8 protein-coding genes are annotated in these 16,851 nt (G+C 74.8%); 6 read left to right on the top strand and 2 right to left on the bottom strand.

Going from position 1 to position 16,851, the window contains the following annotated elements; genetic code table 11:
* A partial coding sequence (locus NYZ98_RS12450; RefSeq protein WP_262842802.1) for a sensor histidine kinase occupies positions 1-1,187 on the bottom strand: 1,187 nt, incomplete at its 3' end.
* A 501-nt stretch (positions 1,188-1,688) separates the two neighbouring features.
* On the opposite strand from NYZ98_RS12450, the gene NYZ98_RS12445 reads away from it, so the two are divergent.
* The gene (locus NYZ98_RS12445; protein WP_262842801.1) at positions 1,689-2,309 is read left to right on the top strand and encodes a hypothetical protein; all 621 of its coding nucleotides are present in this window, start codon (positions 1,689-1,691) and stop codon (positions 2,307-2,309) included.
* On the opposite strand, the gene NYZ98_RS12440 is transcribed toward NYZ98_RS12445, so the two are convergent.
* The gene (locus NYZ98_RS12440) at positions 2,283-3,020 is read right to left on the bottom strand and encodes a sulfite exporter TauE/SafE family protein (protein WP_262842800.1); all 738 of its coding nucleotides are present in this window, start codon (positions 3,018-3,020) and stop codon (positions 2,283-2,285) included. The two genes, NYZ98_RS12445 and NYZ98_RS12440, sit on opposite strands and share 27 nt — an antisense overlap.
* A gap of 507 nt (positions 3,021-3,527) precedes the next feature.
* Here NYZ98_RS12440 and NYZ98_RS12435 point away from each other — a divergent pair.
* The 5 genes from NYZ98_RS12435 (at position 3,528) to NYZ98_RS12415 (ending at position 16,799) form a co-directional block, all read left to right on the top strand.
* A complete protein-coding gene (locus NYZ98_RS12435; protein WP_262842799.1) occupies positions 3,528-4,448 on the top strand; it encodes a DUF4132 domain-containing protein in 921 nt (306 codons plus the stop codon).
* A gap of 155 nt (positions 4,449-4,603) precedes the next feature.
* On the top strand, positions 4,604-9,526 hold the full coding sequence (locus NYZ98_RS12430; RefSeq protein ID WP_262842798.1) for a DNA-binding protein: 4,923 nt from the start codon (positions 4,604-4,606) through the stop codon (positions 9,524-9,526).
* 135 nt (positions 9,527-9,661) lie between these two features.
* Positions 9,662-10,891: an ATP-binding protein gene (locus NYZ98_RS12425; protein WP_262842797.1), complete on the top strand. Its 1,230-nt coding sequence runs from the start codon at positions 9,662-9,664 to the stop codon at positions 10,889-10,891.
* The gene (locus NYZ98_RS12420; RefSeq protein ID WP_262842796.1) at positions 10,888-14,766 is read left to right on the top strand and encodes a vWA domain-containing protein; all 3,879 of its coding nucleotides are present in this window, start codon (positions 10,888-10,890) and stop codon (positions 14,764-14,766) included. Before NYZ98_RS12425 ends, NYZ98_RS12420 begins: the two co-directional genes overlap by 4 nt.
* Positions 14,767-14,804: 38 nt before the next feature.
* The gene (locus NYZ98_RS12415) at positions 14,805-16,799 is read left to right on the top strand and encodes a hypothetical protein (RefSeq protein WP_262842795.1); all 1,995 of its coding nucleotides are present in this window, start codon (positions 14,805-14,807) and stop codon (positions 16,797-16,799) included.
* Positions 16,800-16,851 lie beyond the last annotated feature (52 nt).

Genomic DNA, 16,851 nt, shown 5'->3' with positions numbered 1-16,851 from the left:
GGGGTGGGTGGTGGGGGGCGGGGGATGGTTATGGTCAGGCGGGTGCCGGTGGATGGTCGGTCGAGGTTGGTGAGGGCCAGGTGGCCGCCGGCGAGGTGGACTCGCTCGCGCATGCCCAGCAGGCCGAAACCCTCCGTCCGCCCTCCAAGGCCGCGCCCGTCGTCGGTGACGACGAGCCGCGCCTGCTCGTCGTCGAAGGTCAGGCGTACCGAGACCCGGCCGGCGTGCGCGTGGCGCCGTACGTTCGTGAGCGCTTCCTGGGCGGCCCGGTACAGGGTGCCGCGCGCCTTGGCGTCGTGGCCGGTCTCCTCGCCGGCCACCTCGAGGGTGATGGCGAGCTCGGGGTCGTCCATGTTGCGCACCAGGTCGGCGAGCGACTCGGCCAGGGTGCGGGTGCTCTCGGGGGTGCGGAGGGTACGGACCGATCGCCGTACGTCTTCCAGGGCGCTGCGCGTCGAGGCGCGGGCGTCGGCGAGGGCCTGGTCCGCGACGGCGGGATCCCGGTCGCCGAAGGCGGCGGCCTTCTCCAGGAGGACCGAGATCGCGGTGAGATGGTGGCCGAGGCCGTCGTGGATGTCACGGGCCACCCGGACGCGTTCGGCCGTGGCCGACAGCTCGGCGACCTGCTCGGCGTAGGCGGACAGCCGAATGTTGGCCTGCTCCAGCCTCGCACGGCCCTCCCGCTCCCCCACGGCCACCGCCGCCATGGTCACGGTGAGGACCAGGCCCACGCAGATCATGAGAAGGTCGGAGATGGTGGCGGGGTCCGCATACCAGCGCGGGACCGTCAGCCGGTAGCCCGCGATCACGACCCCCACGCAGACGACGGCCGACGCCACGCTGACCTTCCGGCCGAACGCGAAGTACGCGGTGAAGGGCACCAATACCAGCAGGATTCTGGACAGGCCGGAGCCGTCCAGCGCGGCCACCGTGACGAACAGCAGGAGCCGCAGGCAGAGCAGGAGCACGGCGGTACGGGGCGGCGTGCGGACCGGGTGGCGCCGGCGCTCGATCAGGTCGAGGGCGAACAGCGACGCGATGCCCGCGAGCAGCCCCGCCAGGGACGGCAGGGGGCCGAACCGGCCCGGGTCGTGGCCAAGGTGGGCGAGGTCGTAGTAGACGCCCGAGACGAGCACCGCGCCGTAGAGGATCGACGACACCCACGAGACGGTCCGCGATGACGACACTTTCGCAGGGTACGCCCGCCACACGCGGCCCGGCCGCTCCCGCGGGCGACTCTGGCCACCTGGCACATGCCGATCGGCCACTCGGGATATACGGGCGCGGCGGAAGGTACGGCCTTACGGCGTGATCGGACCTCCGGGACGCGGCCTTGCGGTGCCGGACCTGCCGGACACGGCCTGACGGAGCCGGTCAGGCGACGAAGTGGACGCCCGCGGGTGTCCAGTTTGGCCGATCAGCACTTATCACTGGCCGGGATAGTAGCCGTCGGACCTACTAGGGGCGAGCTGATAGTGCCGGTCGGGTGGTGGGGTGGACCTGGGTTGGTGGGGGTGGGGTTGGGCGAACGTGCGTGGGTGGGTGGGAGTTGGCCGGTTGGCACTTATGGGGGGCGGTCGGGGGCTTTTACGTTCGGTGAGACCTTTTCTTTGTCGCCGTCCGGCTCCGTGTGGGGCCCGACCGGGAGTGCGGGCCCGGTGTTCGCCCGGGGGCCGCGAGGAGTGTTCATGACGCCTTTCACGCGTTTCAGCGCGGCCAGTGGTGTGCTGTGCGGGCTTTTCATCGGGGTGCCGGGCGCGGTCGAGGCCGTCACCGGGGAGACCGCGCCGACCAGTTTCGTGCTCGGCGTTTCCCCCGCGCTGGCCGTCCCCCTGCTCACCGCCCTCTACCTGGGCCAGCGCGAGCGGGCCGGCACGGCGGGACTCGTGGCGTACGCGGTGAACCTGATCGGGCTCGGACTGTTCGGGGGCGCCGCGTACACGCTGAACATCGCGCTGTTCTACCTCGATCGGACGGCCCTGGCGGCGTTGCTGCAGGGACCCACCCGCGCGGTGCTTCTCGGCAGCGCCGTCGTGTTCGCCGTCGGGTCGGTCCTGTTCGCGATCTCGATGGTCCGGGCGAGGGTCCACCCTGCGGTTCCAGCCTGGGGGTACGGCTTGACGCTGGCTCCGTTCGCGCTGCTCGCGCCGCTGCCCGACACCGTCCTGACCAGTGCCCTGCACGTCCTGGCGGGAGCATGCCTGGTGTGGCTCGCGCTGTCGCTGCGGGTACCGGAAACCGGGCCCGCCTCCTGCCTGGCCGGCGCGCGGCGGGTCAGTGGGTCAGAGGAGAAGGCGGAGCGCGGCTAGGACGGTGAGGGTCAGGGTAACCCGTTCGAACCAGGTCCGGTTGATGCGGCCGATGACCAGGCGGCCGGCGGCGGCGCCGGCCAGGACGGCCGGGGCGGTCGCGGCCGCGAAGGCGAGGGTGGCGGGGGTGATGAGGCCCAGCGCGACGCTGAAGGGCACCTTGAAGGCGTTGATCGTCAGGAAGAACCACGCGCTGGTGCCGAGGAAGCCCAGCATCGGCATTCCCGCCGCCAGCAGGTAGACGGCCATGATCGGACCTGCGGCGTTGGCGGTCATGGTCGCGAAACCGGCGAAGATCCCGGCGAGGGCGGCGACCGCCCGGTGGTGCGCGAGCGAGGACTCCGGCCCCCGGCTCCGGTTCCACAGGTGGACGGCGATGATGGCCAGCAGGATCGCCCCGATGAGCCGCCTCATCTGCGTGTCGTCGACCCAGCGGACGACGAGGGCGCCGGCCACGACCCCGGCCGCCACCCAGGGGAAGAGCCTGAGGAGCCGTGGCCAGTCGGCGTGGCGCCGGTAGGAGGCGACGGCGACGACGTCACCGACGAGCAGCAGGGGCAGCAGCATGCCCGTGGAGCTCTTCGTGGGGAGCACTAGCGCGAACAGGGCGATCGCCACCGTACCCGCACCGGACACGCCGGTCTTGGAGAAACCGACCAGGACCAGGGAGAACAGCACCACCGCCCACTGCGCGACGTCCAGGGCCGGCATCAGCCTCGCCCGGGAGCGTGCCCGCCGGCGTGCGGGGGATCCGGGATGTCCTCGCCCAAGATCCGTCCTAAGGATGCCCCGGTCGTGGGACGCCCGGTCGTGGGCGGGTTGTCACTGTTCAGCGGGCCGAGGGGCATGAGGGACAGCATCGCGGCAGGGTACGACAAATCGCAAATCACCCCCGATACGAAGTTCGCCGGGAGCGGGGCGCTCGGATGGTGGGCGGGGTGACGGTCGGACCCTGGGCGGGGGCGGCAGGCGCGCGTGGGGCATGGGGTGGCGGTCGGACCGTGGACGGGATGACCGTCGGGTCGGGGCGGGGTCTTGGTGGGTTGGGGTGGTGGTGGTCGGGTTGGGGTGGTGGTGGTCGGGTTGGGGAGTTTGGGGTTGTGGAGGTAAACGCGATCTTTTGTCAGTGATTGCCGCTAGCGTTCCCGCATCGCTGCGGCGGGGCCGGGTCTTCCGGTTCGATCGCGGGCAATCAACGACGGCGAAAGGTGTGCGCCAGTGAGCTGGCTGTCGGCGGGTGAGGGCTACGAGGTGGCCCTTCAGGAGGGCCGGGTGGTGGCGCGGGCCGTCACCGGCAAGGGGCCGGGGCGGCAGTTGAAGTCCCTTCCGAAAGCACTGCGGGATCATCCCGAGGTGGATCGGCTGCGCCGGCTGACCGAATGGCTCGACCGGCACGCCGACGCCTGCGTGGCGCAGGTGGACACCTGGATGGTCTCGTCCCTGCCCGTGCCCACCGGTCTCATCGCCCGCGTGTGGCAGGACGAGGCCTGGCGGTCCGCGCTGCGCGACCTGGTGGTCGTCGGCGACGACCCGGACGACGTGGGCTTCCTGCGCGACGCCGCGATCGGACAGGCGGGGGACGCTTTGGGAGCGGACACCAGGAGCGCGCCCGGGACGGAGGCCGGGGAGTTGCGGGTGGTGAACCTGGACGGGGAGACCGTTCGGTTGTCGCCGGTGACGGTGACGCTGGCGCACCCGGTGCTGCTGCCCGACCTGGACGACCTGCGGGAGTTCGCGTCAGAGCTGGGCGTGGCGCAGCGGGTCGAGCAGATTCACCGGGCCACCTGGAACAAACCCGCCGACCTCGCCGCGAACGTCACGGAGGTGTCCGAGTTCTCCGGCGGCAAGTTCGCCTCCCGCTTCCAGCTCGCCGCGCGGGCCTCGTCGGCCGGCTACCGGGTGTCGGGAGGGTACGCGACCTGCCGCGTGCGGGACGTGGGGCGGGCCGAGGAGGCGGCGGTGTGGATCGGGGAGCCGTACTGGGACGGCGACACCGAGACCGGCAACCTGTCCTGGAACGACCGTGACGGGCGGTCGATCCCGCTCCGGGACGTGGGTCCCGTGGCGTGGTCGGAGGGAATGCGCATGGCCGCGACGCTGTACGCGGGCCGCCAGGTCGCGGAAGGGGCAGTCGTATGAGCGGGCCGGTGGTGTGGAGCGCGGAGGAGTTACTCAAGGCGGGGGCGATCCTCCCCTGGGATGGTGCCGGTACTCCTTCGGGGGTGGGGGTTGGGGAGCAGGCGGTTGTCATGACCGCGCGGGCGTATGCCCATCCTGGGTTGGAGGGGCGGGTCGTGGTCCGGCTGGTGGCCGGGGAGCTGGGTGCGGCGGAGGATCTGGCCGCCGGTTTCCTCGGGCTGGTTCCCTCGGCCGAGCCCGCAGTGGTGGGGCTGGGGATGCGGCAGGCCCTCGGTTTCCCGGAGTGGGTGCTGGCGCACCACCCGGAGGACGGCCATCAGGCGCTGGCGGTGGTGCCCGAGCTGGAGCGGGCCGCGAAGCAGGTCAAGTCCAAGCCGAAGGCCGCCCTGGACGCCTACCTGGCGCTCGCCCGCCAGCTCGCCGCCGCCGTCCCGCACTTCCTGCCGACGTTCTACGAGCAGGCCGGGCGGACCTTCCTCGCCATGGAGAACGCGACGTACGCGGCGCAGATGTTCGCCAAGGCCCGTAAGGCCGAAGCCGAGCACGGGCTGACGGTGGACGAGGACCGCCTGGACGCGGTCTTCCTGGAGTACGCGCTGGCCGGGGCGCTGCCGGTGAAGGTGCTCGCGGCGTACGCCAAGGACCTGTCGGCGCGGGTCGCGCCGGAGGAGGCGCTGCGGAGGTTCACCTCGCTGTGCATGCGGCGTACGGCGGGCGGGCTCCCGCCGTCGGCGCAGATGACGACCGAGCTGCTGCGGCTGGCCAAGGCGGCCGGCGAGGACCCGGCGGCGGTAGAGCGCGCGTACCTGGCCGAGGTGGTCGCGCTGCCGTCGGCGCTGCGCGCGGCGGTGGGCTGGTGGAAGGCCCACCGTGCGGCGCTGGTCGCCCTGGCCCGGCAGGACGTCACCTTCCGCGGCACCCTGTTGAACCTGATGCCGCAGAGCGGCGGGCACGAGATCGCGGCCCTGTGGCTGTCGATCCTGGAGGACTCCGGGGCCACCGAGGGCCTGTGTCACACGGACGGCAGCGCACGCGGCGGCCCGGGCGGGGTCACGGGAGAGGCACCGCGGCCGGCTGACGGGATGGACGGGGTGGTGCAACCATCCGGGACGGGTGCGGGCGCGGGTGAGCTGGTGGCTCGGCCGGTGGATGGGGTGGTCGGGTGGGTTCGGCGGTTTGGGCGGTTGCGGGGGTATGGGTGGCGGCAGCAGCGGATGCCGGAGTTGTATTCGCTGGTGGAACGGGTGGCCGGTCGGCTGCGGGACGAGCTCGCGGAGTCGGGTGAGGCGCTGACGGCGCCCATCGACGTGGACCTGCTCGACCTGCTGCTGTCGCTGGACGTGCCGGTCTCGGTCCCCGAGGACGGGTACCGGTTCGCGCTGGAGAACTGGGCGCGGGGCGAGGGACAGCGCGACCTGCTCGCCCTGGCCACCGACGAGCGGTTCCGGCGGGCGTTCCACGAGGCGGCCGACCGCTTCGGCAATGACAGGGACGGGCTGCAGGCCATAGCGCTGCTGTCGGAGTCCCCCGGCGGGCGTCCGATGCTGACGGAGTGGGTGCGCGAGGTCGCCGGCCGGTCCATCGCCGCAGGGCTGCCGGGCCTGCCCGACAGCCTGCAGCGGCTGATGTGGCTGCCGTCCGAGGCGCTGGTCCTCGCGAAGGACGAGGTGGCCGCCGCCGCCGGTGCCGACCTCGCCGAGATCCTGGCGCGCACGCTGCGCGCCGGGCTGTTCGACGAGCTCGGCTGGCCGGCGTGGGAGGAGGCGTGCGCCCTCGTCCCGCCGAAGAAGATCGCGGGCCTCGTCGTGTCGGACGCCTGGCCGAACCTGGTCGTCGCGAGCGCGTCGCAGGCCCGGGTGATCGGCCACGACGGCGTCGTGCTCACCCACGACCTGCGGATCCCGGGGAACGACGCGTGGAACTTCGCCGCCTTCCACCACGTGGACGGCGAGCTGCTGGTCTACTGGGCGTCCAAGGAGCTGGACGGGCGGCTGCGCGGATACTGGCATTCAACCGCGAACCGGCCGCACCCCATCGACAGCGAGAACGGGCGCTGGTGGATCAACACCACGGGCGTGAGCCTGCCGCTGCCGGGCGGCGGGCGGACCACCGGCGGCGGGGTGATCCATCGCGGGGACACCGTCATCCCCGCCGGCAGGGACGTGATCACCGACGGCGCCTCGTACTGGGCGTGGTCCCCCGGCGAAGACGGCCTCAGGGCCTGGCACGAGTACGACCCGGCCACCGGGGAGTACGGCCGCCCGGGCATGCCCGCCTTCCTGGCCGACGCGCTGCGGACCGCCCCGGCCGGCAGCACGCTGCACACCGGCTGGATCCTTCCCGCCCCCTCCGGCGAGGCCGCCCCGGCGGGGGTGCCCGTGGACGGGCTGCTCGGCTGGCGGGTGGTGCGCCTGCCGGACGGCACCATGCGCGGCGAGGACCTCGCGGGACGCGTCGTCACGGTCCCGGGCGCGCCGGACGGCCCCGGCAGGCCGTATCTCGCCCTGACCCTTCCCGGAGACGACCGCCCGCGCGCGCTCATCCGGGACTCCAACGTCTTCAAGATCGTCGACCCGGACGGCGTCGTCACCTCCGTGGCGACGGCCGACGACGCCCCCGGGCCGTTCGCGGCGGGCACCGCGCGGCTGCTGCCACAGCGCTACTGGTACCACCTGCGGCCTCGTGACCCGGAGGGCTCGGCGGTCCTGCGCCGCGTCGACCGGGACGCCGCGGCGGCACTGCTGGCGGCGGCCGCCGGCGAGGACGACCTGCCCGCCCTGGTCGGGAGGTCCCTGCCCGGAATCAGCGCGGAGGCGCTGGTCGCGGGGGTCGCCGGGGTGCTGCGGTTCGCCGCCTTCCAGCAGGCGGCCCTGGAGACCGTCGCGACCCGGCTCACCCTGGCGCTGGCCGGCGACACGCGCAAGGAGGTTCCGCCCGGCCCCGCCGACTCCGTCCTGCGCGAGGCCCTGTCCGGTTTCGGGACCGGCTGGTCGTACGCCGGGGAGGAGGACGGGACGTTCCGCCAGCTCCGGCTGATCTCCCGCGCCCTCCGGGCCGCCGCCTCCCCCGGGCCGGACGCCGCAGGGGCGGCCGCGATGACGGGCCCAGGGCCGGATGCGTCGGCCTCCGTGCCCGGCGCCTCGGTGCCGCGTCCCGGGGCCGGTCCTCAGCGGGGCGGCGCGGTCGTGCGGCTGCACTTCGACCAGCCGGACCTGCCGAGGGCGTACCTGGAGTGGTTCGACCTGCTCGATGACGGCGCGGCGGTGGCGTACCGGGCCTTGTCGGCGTTCGACGAGCAGGAGCGGGGGGACGCGCTCCGCCTGCTGCTCCACGAGCTCGACGAGCTCGGGCTCGTCACCGCGGACGACCAGTGGCGGCGGTTCAGGCTGAGCCTCGGCGACCCGCACCTGCGGACGCCGGACGGCCTGCCCAAGACCGGCACCTGGCTGGGCACCCTGCCGGCGGGGAACGGCGGGCTCATCTGCGTCCTGCACGCGAAGTGGACCGACCACGCCAACGCCGACTTCGAGGTGCTCTATCACGATCCTTCGGGACGTTTCGAGGTACCGCAGCCGTATAGTGTGCGTACCTCGGCCCCGGTCGGCGTGCACCGCGCGCCGGGCTGGCTCGCGAGCCTGCTCGGCGAACTGTCCGCGCGCGGACCCGCGGAGTGGCGGCCTGAGGCCGCCGACGAGTTCGCCCGGCTCACCGGCGTGTCGCCGACGACCGCCCGCCTGGTGGTGGCGGGAATGCCCAACCTGGAGGGCTACGAACGGAACTTCCTGTCGGCCGAGGCGCGCACCACGCTCGGCGTCAAGTCGGCCGACGCCAACGTGGCCAGGAACGAGCTGCGCAGGCTGGACACCGCCGTCCTGAGGGCGGTCCTGGCGGCGCTCCTGCCCGAGGACCCGGCCCGCCTGTGGACGGACGGACCCGACGTGGCCGCCGCCGCCGCGGTGTGGAACGAGAAGGTGGGGCACCGGCCGGCCGTCCCCGAATGGCTGCTCGCCGAGACCGCGCGGGCGGTGAAGACGGCGTGGGGCGCGAGCGGTTCGCTGGCCGCCGTGTTCGACCCGGCCGCCTCGCCGGAACTGAGCACGGACCTGCGCTGGAAGGTCCGTGGGGACCGGGTCGCCCCCGTGGACGACAAGGCCACCGGGTTCACGGCGACCACCCTGTCCGGTTTCGTGCCCCTGGCGGCGTGGCTCGCCCACCGGCTGCCTGCGGGCGACCCGGTGCGGGCCATGCTGCCCGCCGCGCTGAGGGCGGTCCGCGAACGGCTGGCCGCGCCCGGCCTGCTGATCGACCTGGCCCGTTACGTCAGCCTCCCCGAGTTCCGCAAGGTGGCGGGCGAGCCGGTGGAGACGGGCGAGGGCTGGGAGCGGTACGGCGCCGTCGTCATGGCCACCCACGACGACCGGCCCAGCCCCGGCCTGCTGGTGTCCCTGCTGGACGACACCGGCGGCGACCCGTACCTGCGTGCGCTTCGCCACGACGCCGATCACCCGTTCCCTGTGGAACTGTCGCTTCGGCTGGCCGGGGACGACCGGTTCGCCGCGCTGCTCGGCGATCCCGGCGATCCCGTCGAGGGGAAGCGGGACAAGGACGGCACCTGGTGGCCGCAGGATCCGTCCAGGTCGGTCCCCGGCCTGGTCACGGAGGTCGCGAAGGAGTACGGGCTCGGGGAGGACGCCGCCTCGCTGTACCTCATGGTGCTCGCGATGCCCGATCCCACCGACCGGCACGTCACCCGGTGGACCGGCTGGAAGCCCGCGCGGGCGAAGGCGGCGCGGGCCGAACTGGCCGCCACCGACCTGGTGGTCGAAGCCGAGCGCTCGCGAGCGGGGCGGTCGCTGTTCCTGCCCGGCGGGTGGGTCGGCCTGAACGCGCCGATGCTCCCGCTCGAGCAGTGGAAGCTCCCCATGTTCGACCTGGTCACCGGCGAGGTGGCGGTGCTCGGCGTGGTGGCGCCCGTCGAGCCCGTCGCCGACCTGTACCGGAAGGCCTGGCGGCGCGTCCGCGACGACGGGCCGCCGAGCTTCCAGCGACTCCAGCTCAAACGCGGCCGCCGCCGCTGACCTCCGCGTACACCGAACCGACTACCACGCGCCGGGCCCAGCGGGCCTCCCGGACACCGGGCCCGGCGCGCCTTCCGGAACGGCCGGACCGGTGCGCGTTTCATGACATCGACCTACGAGGACACAGGACTTTTCATGACCCTGACGGAACAGGCGACGATCCTTCCGGCGCGGCAGGTGCTGCCGGCCGAGGAGCGATTCGCCGCAGAGCTCGCCTTCCTCGCCGCCCAGGACGACGGCCCCCGGCCACCCGGCTGGACGCTGACCCCGCGATCGGTGGTCACCTTCATCTGCGGCAGCGACGGAGCCGTACTCGAACTGCCGAAGGCCGCCCGCCGTACGACGAGCGACAGCACCGGCCCCGGCACCGGCACCGGCACCGGCACCGGCACCGGCACCGGGGCAGCGTTGCCGGTCAAGCTGGTGATCCCTCCCAAGTTCGTCGGCGAGCGTGCCCTGGTGGAACGCTGCGTCGTCACGCTGGCCGGTGAGCGCGGGCTGCTGCTGGTCGGCGAGCCCGGTACCGCCAAGTCGATGCTGTCGGAGCTGCTCGCCGCCGCCGTCTGCGGCACCAGCGACCTGACCGTCCAGGGCACCGCCGGTACCACCGAGGACGCCTTCCGCTACAGCTGGAACTACGCGCTGCTGCTCGCCCAGGGGCCGGGGCCGCAGGCGCTGGTCGCCTCCCCCGTGCTGAGCGCGATGCGCACGGGGCGCGTGGCCCGCATCGAGGAGATCACCCGCTGCCTGCCCGAGGTGCAGGACGCGCTGGTGTCGATCCTGTCCGACCGGCGGGTCAGCGTGCCCGAGCTCGTCGGTACCGCCGACGCCCAGATGGCCGCCGCCCCCGGGTTCACCGTGATCGCGACCGCCAACCTCAGGGACCGGGGCGTGTCGGAGATGTCGGCCGCGCTCAAGCGGCGGTTCAACTTCGAGACGATCCATCCCATCGCGGACGCCGAGGCGGAGACCGCACTGGTCAGCCGCCAGGCCACCGCCGCGGTGCACCGGGCGGGCGCCGCCTTCGGCGTGGACGACGCCGTGCTCGACGTGCTGGTCACCATCTTCCGCGACCTGCGTTCCGGCAGGTCGGCCGAGGGGTGGGACGTGGAGCGGCCCGGTACGGTGCTGTCCACCGCCGAGGCCGTCCAGGTCGCCGCGTCCCTGGGGGTGGCCGCGGCCTACCTGCCCAGCGGGGACGTCCTCGACCTGGTGCCCGGCCACCTGCTGGGCGTGGTCCGCAAGGACGACCCGGCCGACCACGGGCGGCTGCTCGGCTACTGGGACGGCGCGGTACGGCGCCGCGCCGAGGACGGCTCTGCCATGTGGCGCCGCCTCTGGGACCTGCGGGAGAACCTCCGTTGACCCCCTCCTCCACCACCACGGACTCGCCGCCGACCGCCACCACCGGCTCGCCATCGGCCGCCTCCACCACCACCACCACCGCTTCACTGTCGGCCGCCTCCTCCACCGACTCGCTCGAACCGCGGAACGCGGTGGCGGTGCTCGCCGGGTCCACCGGGCCGTACCTGATCGGGGTACGGCACCACAGTCCCGCGCTGGCCGCGGTCGTTCCCGCGCTGCTGGACGCGTCCGGAGCCGACGTGGTCTGCGTCGAACTGCCCGTCGACTTCCAGCCGTGGCTGACCCACCTGGGCGACCCGGCCACCCTCGCCCCGGTGGCCCTGGCGGGAGCGGGCGACGGCGAGCGGCTGAGCTTCTACCCGTTCGCGGACTTCTCCCCCGAACTCACCGCGATCCGATGGGCCAGGGAACGCGGCGTCGAGGTCGTCTGCTGCGACCTGCCGCTCACGGACCCGGCATGGTCGGAAACCGCCCTCCCCGCCCCGCCTCGTCCCGCCCCCGAACCCTTCGACCGCGTCTCCGGACGCGGTGGCGGCTCCACGTACGCGGGCGGGCTCGCGGCGGCCGGGACCGGGCGCGCGGGGGACGACATGTGGGACCGCGCGGTGGAGGTCCTCGCCCCGGGCTGTGCGCCGGAGGCCGTACGGCGGGCCGCGCTCGGCGTCGGCTGGGCGCTTCGCCGCGACGCGGGCGGCGAGGGCGGCGTCCCCCCGATGGACCTGGCCCGCGAGGCGTACATGCGTCAGGTGATCGCGGACGCGGCGCGGGGCGGCAGGACGGTGGCCGCCGTCATCGGCGCCTTCCACGCCCCCGCCCTGACCAGCGTCAACGACGTCTCCACCGAATCGCCCCGGACGCCACCGGCCGCCGGCGCCACGGCTCACGAAAAGATGGAAGAGGTGGCCGGGGGTGTGCGGGCGGCGGTCGTTCCGGTGGAGCGGCAGCAGGCGGGGGCGGTGGTCACGTCCCTGGTGCCGTACGCCTTCGGGCTGCTGGACTCCCGCTCCGGGTACCCCGCGGGCATCCGCGACCCGCGCTGGCAGCAGGCGGTGCTCACCGCCGCCGGCGATCCGGCCCGCGTACGCGAGGCCGCCGCACGCATGATCACGGACCTGTGCCGCGAGCTGCGGTCGGCGGGGCACACGGCGGGCACCGGCGAGGCGGCCGAGGCACTGCGGGTCGCCTGTGACCTGGCGAGACTGCGGGCGCTGCCCGCGCCGGGCCGGGGGGAACTGCTGGAAGCGGTCACGAGCGTGCTCGGCCAGGGGGAGCCGCTCGGCCGCGGCCGTGCCCTCGCGAAGGCGCTGGAGGTGGTCATGGTCGGCACCGAGCGCGGCCGTACCTCCCCCGGCACGCCGCGCTCCGGGCTCGGCCCCTCCGTCGAGGCCGAGCTCGCCGCGCTGCGCCTGCCCCACCCGGGTTCGCCCGAGGGGCGGGAGGTGCGCCTCGACCCGCTCCGCTCCGATCTCGACCGCCGGAGGGAGGTCCTGCTCCAGCGCCTCCAGGTCTGCGGAGTGGGCTACGGCGAGCAGATCGAGGTGTCCGGCACGGGTGACTCCAACGCCCTCTCGACCCGCTGGCGGCTCTCGTGGAGCCCGTCCGTCCCGGCCCGGCTCGACCTGGCGGGCGTACGCGGCGTCTCCGCCCTCCAGGCGGCGACCGGCACGTTGCGCGAGGCCCACCGACGCCAGGCCGCCGAGGGCGGGCCCACCTGCGCGCAGCTCCTCGCCGGGCTGGGCGCCGCCGCCCGCTGCGACCTGCCCGACCTGGTGAACGAGTGGCTCGCCGGAGCCACCTCGCTGCTGCCGGCCTCGGCCACCCTGCCCGAGCTGCTCGACGCGCTCGACCTGCTGGAGGCCCTGCGCCGTGGGCACCTGCCCGGCGCCACCCCGGAGGTACGTGACCGGGCGGCGGCGCTCACGGACTCGCTGCTGGAGGCCGCCGTCCGGTCCCTGCCCGGCCTCGCGGGCAGCGACCGGTCCGAGGACGTCAGCGCGCTCATCACGCTCGCCGCACGGGCCGGCGAGCACCGCCTCGGGCTCCGCCTGGACGACGCGCTGGACACCCTCGTGCGCACGGGCTCCCCGCTCGTCCAGGGTGCGGCGCTGGCCGCGCGGGTCCTGCTGGACCTGGACGGCCCGGCGCTGCTCGGCGGGCGGGTGGCCGGCTGGGTCGACGCCGCCGCCGACCCCGACGGGCGCCGCCGGCTGTCCCGCCTGCTCAGCGGGGTGCTCACGGCGGCGGGCCCGCTCCTGCACTCGGCCCCCGACGCGCTGGCCCCGCTGCTCGACCGGATCGGCGGCCTCACCGACCAGGGTTTCCTCGACCGGTTGCCCGCCCTTCGCGGCGGGTTCGACGTCCTGTCCCCGGCCGGGCGCGACCGGCTCCTGCGTACGGTCACCGAGCACCTCGGCGACCGGCTGGACCTGACCCTGGACGCGTCGCCCGAGCTCCTGGCCCTGTGGACCGCCGCCGACACGGCGGGCCTGGCGGCCCTCACCGCCCTGCGCCTCCCCACAGGCACCTCCGCCCAGAAGGCCCCTGAGACGACCACGACCCCTGCGACGAACCCGAGCCCGCGTACGCACATCGCCGCCGACGTGGGGCCGATCGCCGACGTCGACACGAACGCGACGACCGACGCGGAGAGAGGGCCGAGGACCGACGCGGCGCCGAAGGCCGACGCGGGCGAGGCGCGGACGTACGAGGCGGCCGTCGCGAGCGCGGACGGCGACGGCGGGACGCGGCGGCTCCAGGTGGCCGATCGGTGGCGGCTGCTGCTCGGGCGGGAGGGCGGCCGTCTCCCGGCCGGGGCCCGCCGCTACGGGCACGCGCTGGACGAGCTCTACGGAGCGGGCCGGGGCGAGGGCGCCGGCGACTTCGGGAACGACGCGGGCGGCGCGCCGGACGGGGGCGGGCAGCAGGCGTCCTTCCCCACCGCCCGGGAATGGTCCGAGGAGCTCGACGCCCTGTTCGGCGACGAGGTCAGGGAGGAGGTCCTGGCCAGGGCCGCCGACGCCGGCCGCGCCGACGTCCTGTCGGAGCTCGACCCGGCGACGGCCCGCCCGTCCGTCGAACTGCTGACCTCGGTGCTGTCCCTGGCGGGCGGCCTGCCCGAGCAGCAGCTCGCCCGGCTCCGCCCGCTCGTACGGCGGCTGGTCGACGAGCTCAGCCGGGAGCTGGCCACCCGCCTGCGCCCCGCCCTGACCGGCCTGGCGACGCCGCGCCCGACCCGCCGGCGCGGGGGGCGCCTGGACCTGCCGCGCACCCTGCGCGCCAACCTCGCGCACACCCGCCGCCTTGCCGACGGCCGGATCGCCGTCGTGCCGGAGCATCCGGTGTTCAGCACGCGCTCGCGGCGCGAGTCCGACTGGCGGCTGATCCTGGTGGTCGACGTGTCCGGGTCTATGGAGGCGTCGGTCATCTGGTCGGCGCTGACGGCGGCGGTCCTGGGCGGCGTACCCACGCTCTCCACGCATTTCCTCGCCTTCTCCACCAAGGTGATCGACCTGTCGGACCACGTGTCCGACCCGCTGTCCCTGCTGCTGGAGGTGCGCGTGGGCGGCGGCACGCACATCGCCGCGGGGCTCGCCCACGCGCGTTCCCTGGTCACCGTTCCGAGCCGCACGCTCGTCGTGGTGGTCAGCGACTTCGAGGAGGGGTACCCGCTCGGCGGCCTGTTCAGCGAGGTCCGCGCGCTCAGCGACTCGGGCGTCCACCTGCTGGGCTGCGCCGCCCTGGACGACACCGGCGCGCCCCGGTACTCGGTGCCGATCGCCCAGCGGCTCGTCGCGGCCGGCATGCCCGTGGCCGCTCTCAGCCCTCTCGCCCTCGCCCGCTGGGTGGGCGACCGACTTCGCGGAGAAAACCGGTGACCGTCCCTGTTCCGACTGACTCGGCCGCTTCTGTGGGCGTGCGACTGCCTCCGGTGGCGCCGCACGTGGTGGCCTCGGCTGTGGAGGACCTCACCTCACGGCTGCTGAAGAAACTGGACGCGGCGATCGGGGTGTACGCGGCGGTGCCGCCCGTCGCCGACGGCGACGCCGTGCACGTGCGGTGCGGCGAGGACGCGGTGGTGATCCTCGTTCCCGGCCCGGACGGCACGGTCGCCACCCCGGACGCGGCACACTGCACCTGCCTGCTGGCACCCCGCTGCCTCCATCGCGCGGCCGTCCTCAGCGCCTGCCCCCTCGCCGACCCCGCCACCACCGACCCGGCCACCACCACCGACCCGGCCGCCACGACCGATCCGGACGGCACGACCGGTCCGGACGGCACCACCGACCCGGCCGCCACGAGCGGTCCCGACGTCGACGCAGGACCCGGACCGCTCGCCACATCGGGCGTACCAGGAGCCGCCCCCCTCCCCCCGGCCGTGGCCCCGGACGCGACCGCCGCCAGGCGGCCCGTCACGCCCGGAACCGGCCCGGACGCCGGCGCGTCCGCGCCTGGGCCGAGTGAAGCGCAGGTGAAGGCGGCGGCGGGGTTGTGGCGGGCCTCCGCGACCGTGCTCGCGGCCGGTGTGCCGGCGGCGGACGCGGTGCTCCAGGCGGAACTGCTCCGCGCGTCGCACAGCGCCCGCCTGGCCGGGCTGTTCCGGGCGGAGGCCGCCGCGTTGCGCGTGGTCCGGGGCGTCAGGGCGGCCCGGGAGCGGCACGACGGCCACCGTCTGGCGGACCTGGTCACCGCGCTCCGCGAACTCCTGGTCACCTCGGGCGGGCTCGCCGCCGGCGACCCCGACCCGGCCCTGATCGGCGTCGCCCGTCGCGGCTACCAGCCGGGCGGCGGCCTGCGGGTGTACGGCGTCTGCCGGGAGCCGGTGATCAGCGACACCGGGTACGGCGGGGTGGTCACCCACCTGCTCACCGAGAACGGGGACCGCCTGTCGGTCGCCGACGTCAAGCCCGGCGGCCCGGCCCGCGCGCGTGGGGCCGGAACGGGTCCCGTCGCCCTGTGCACGGCACTCGACCACGCCCAGCTCGCCCGAGGCGGGCTGCTGATCTCGGGGGCGACCGTCTCGCCGGACGGCCGTCTGGGTGCCGGGCGAGGGGTGCGGGCCAGCCCGTCGCCGGGCGTCCCCTGGTCGGCCGGCCCGCTGGCGTCGCTGTTCGAACGCCCACCGGCCGAGGCGGTGGGCGCGCTGCTCACCGGGTCGCCGACCGCCGACCTGGACGGGGGCGGGGACCAGGGACAGAACCTGGTGGGCTGCGACCTGGTGATCGTGGGCGCCGCCGGGGACCACCTGCTCGCCCGCGCACCGGACGGGCCCCTCATCCGGCTGGTCGCGGCGAGCCTCCACCCTGAGCTGGCCCACTCGGCCAACCTTCGCCTCCTCGCCTCCCGTCCCGGGCTGAGCGTCCGGGTGCTCGGCCGTCCCGATCTGGACCGGGCGGCCACCCTGCGCCCGCTCGCGGTGGGCCCGGTGCCGGACGCGGAGGCGACGCTGCGGCTGCCCGGCGACTGGCTGGGCCGGGCGGACCTCGGTTACGACCGGCTCCAGGGCTCGCATCTGCCCGCGCGGGGGATCGCGCCGCCGCCCGAGCCGCTCGTGGAACCCGGTACGGACCCGCTGGCGGGCTCCCCGCTGTGGCGGGTCCGGCGGCTCGTCGAGCTGGCGGTCACGGGCGGGCGGCGGGCCGTCGCCGAGTACTCCAGGAGCGCCGGCCTCCGGACCCGGGAGTCCCGGGCCGAGGGCGCCATGCTCCGGCGGACCGGGTTCCCGGTGGCGGCGGAGCTGACGGCGACGCTCGCCGCGGAGGCGGACCGGCGTGGCCGCGACGCCTTCGGGCGGCTCACCGATTCCGGCCCGGAACGGTACGCGTCGGCATGGCTCACCACCGCCGTCCACCTCGCCACCGCCGAACGCACCCTGATCCGCGCCTCCTGGACCACCGGCCACATCCGATGACCGGGCGGCCAGGGGCGGGGAGCGAGGTACCAAGGTGATCAATGGGAGTGAT

This window comes from Sphaerisporangium corydalis (assembly GCF_025506355.1).
Taxonomy (GTDB): domain Bacteria; phylum Actinomycetota; class Actinomycetes; order Streptosporangiales; family Streptosporangiaceae; genus Sphaerisporangium; species Sphaerisporangium corydalis.
Note: the sequence above shows the minus strand (reverse complement) of the source record. Positions and strands in the feature narration are given on the sequence as shown.

Coding starts and splice junctions, on each gene's coding strand:
- NYZ98_RS12445 (WP_262842801.1), top strand. CDS start 1,689: ATGACGCCTTTCACGCGTTTCAGCGCGGCCAGTGGTGTGCTGTGCGGG.
- NYZ98_RS12425 (WP_262842797.1), top strand. CDS start 9,662: ATGACCCTGACGGAACAGGCGACGATCCTTCCGGCGCGGCAGGTGCTG.
- NYZ98_RS12440 (WP_262842800.1), bottom strand. CDS start 3,020: ATGCCGGCCCTGGACGTCGCGCAGTGGGCGGTGGTGCTGTTCTCCCTG.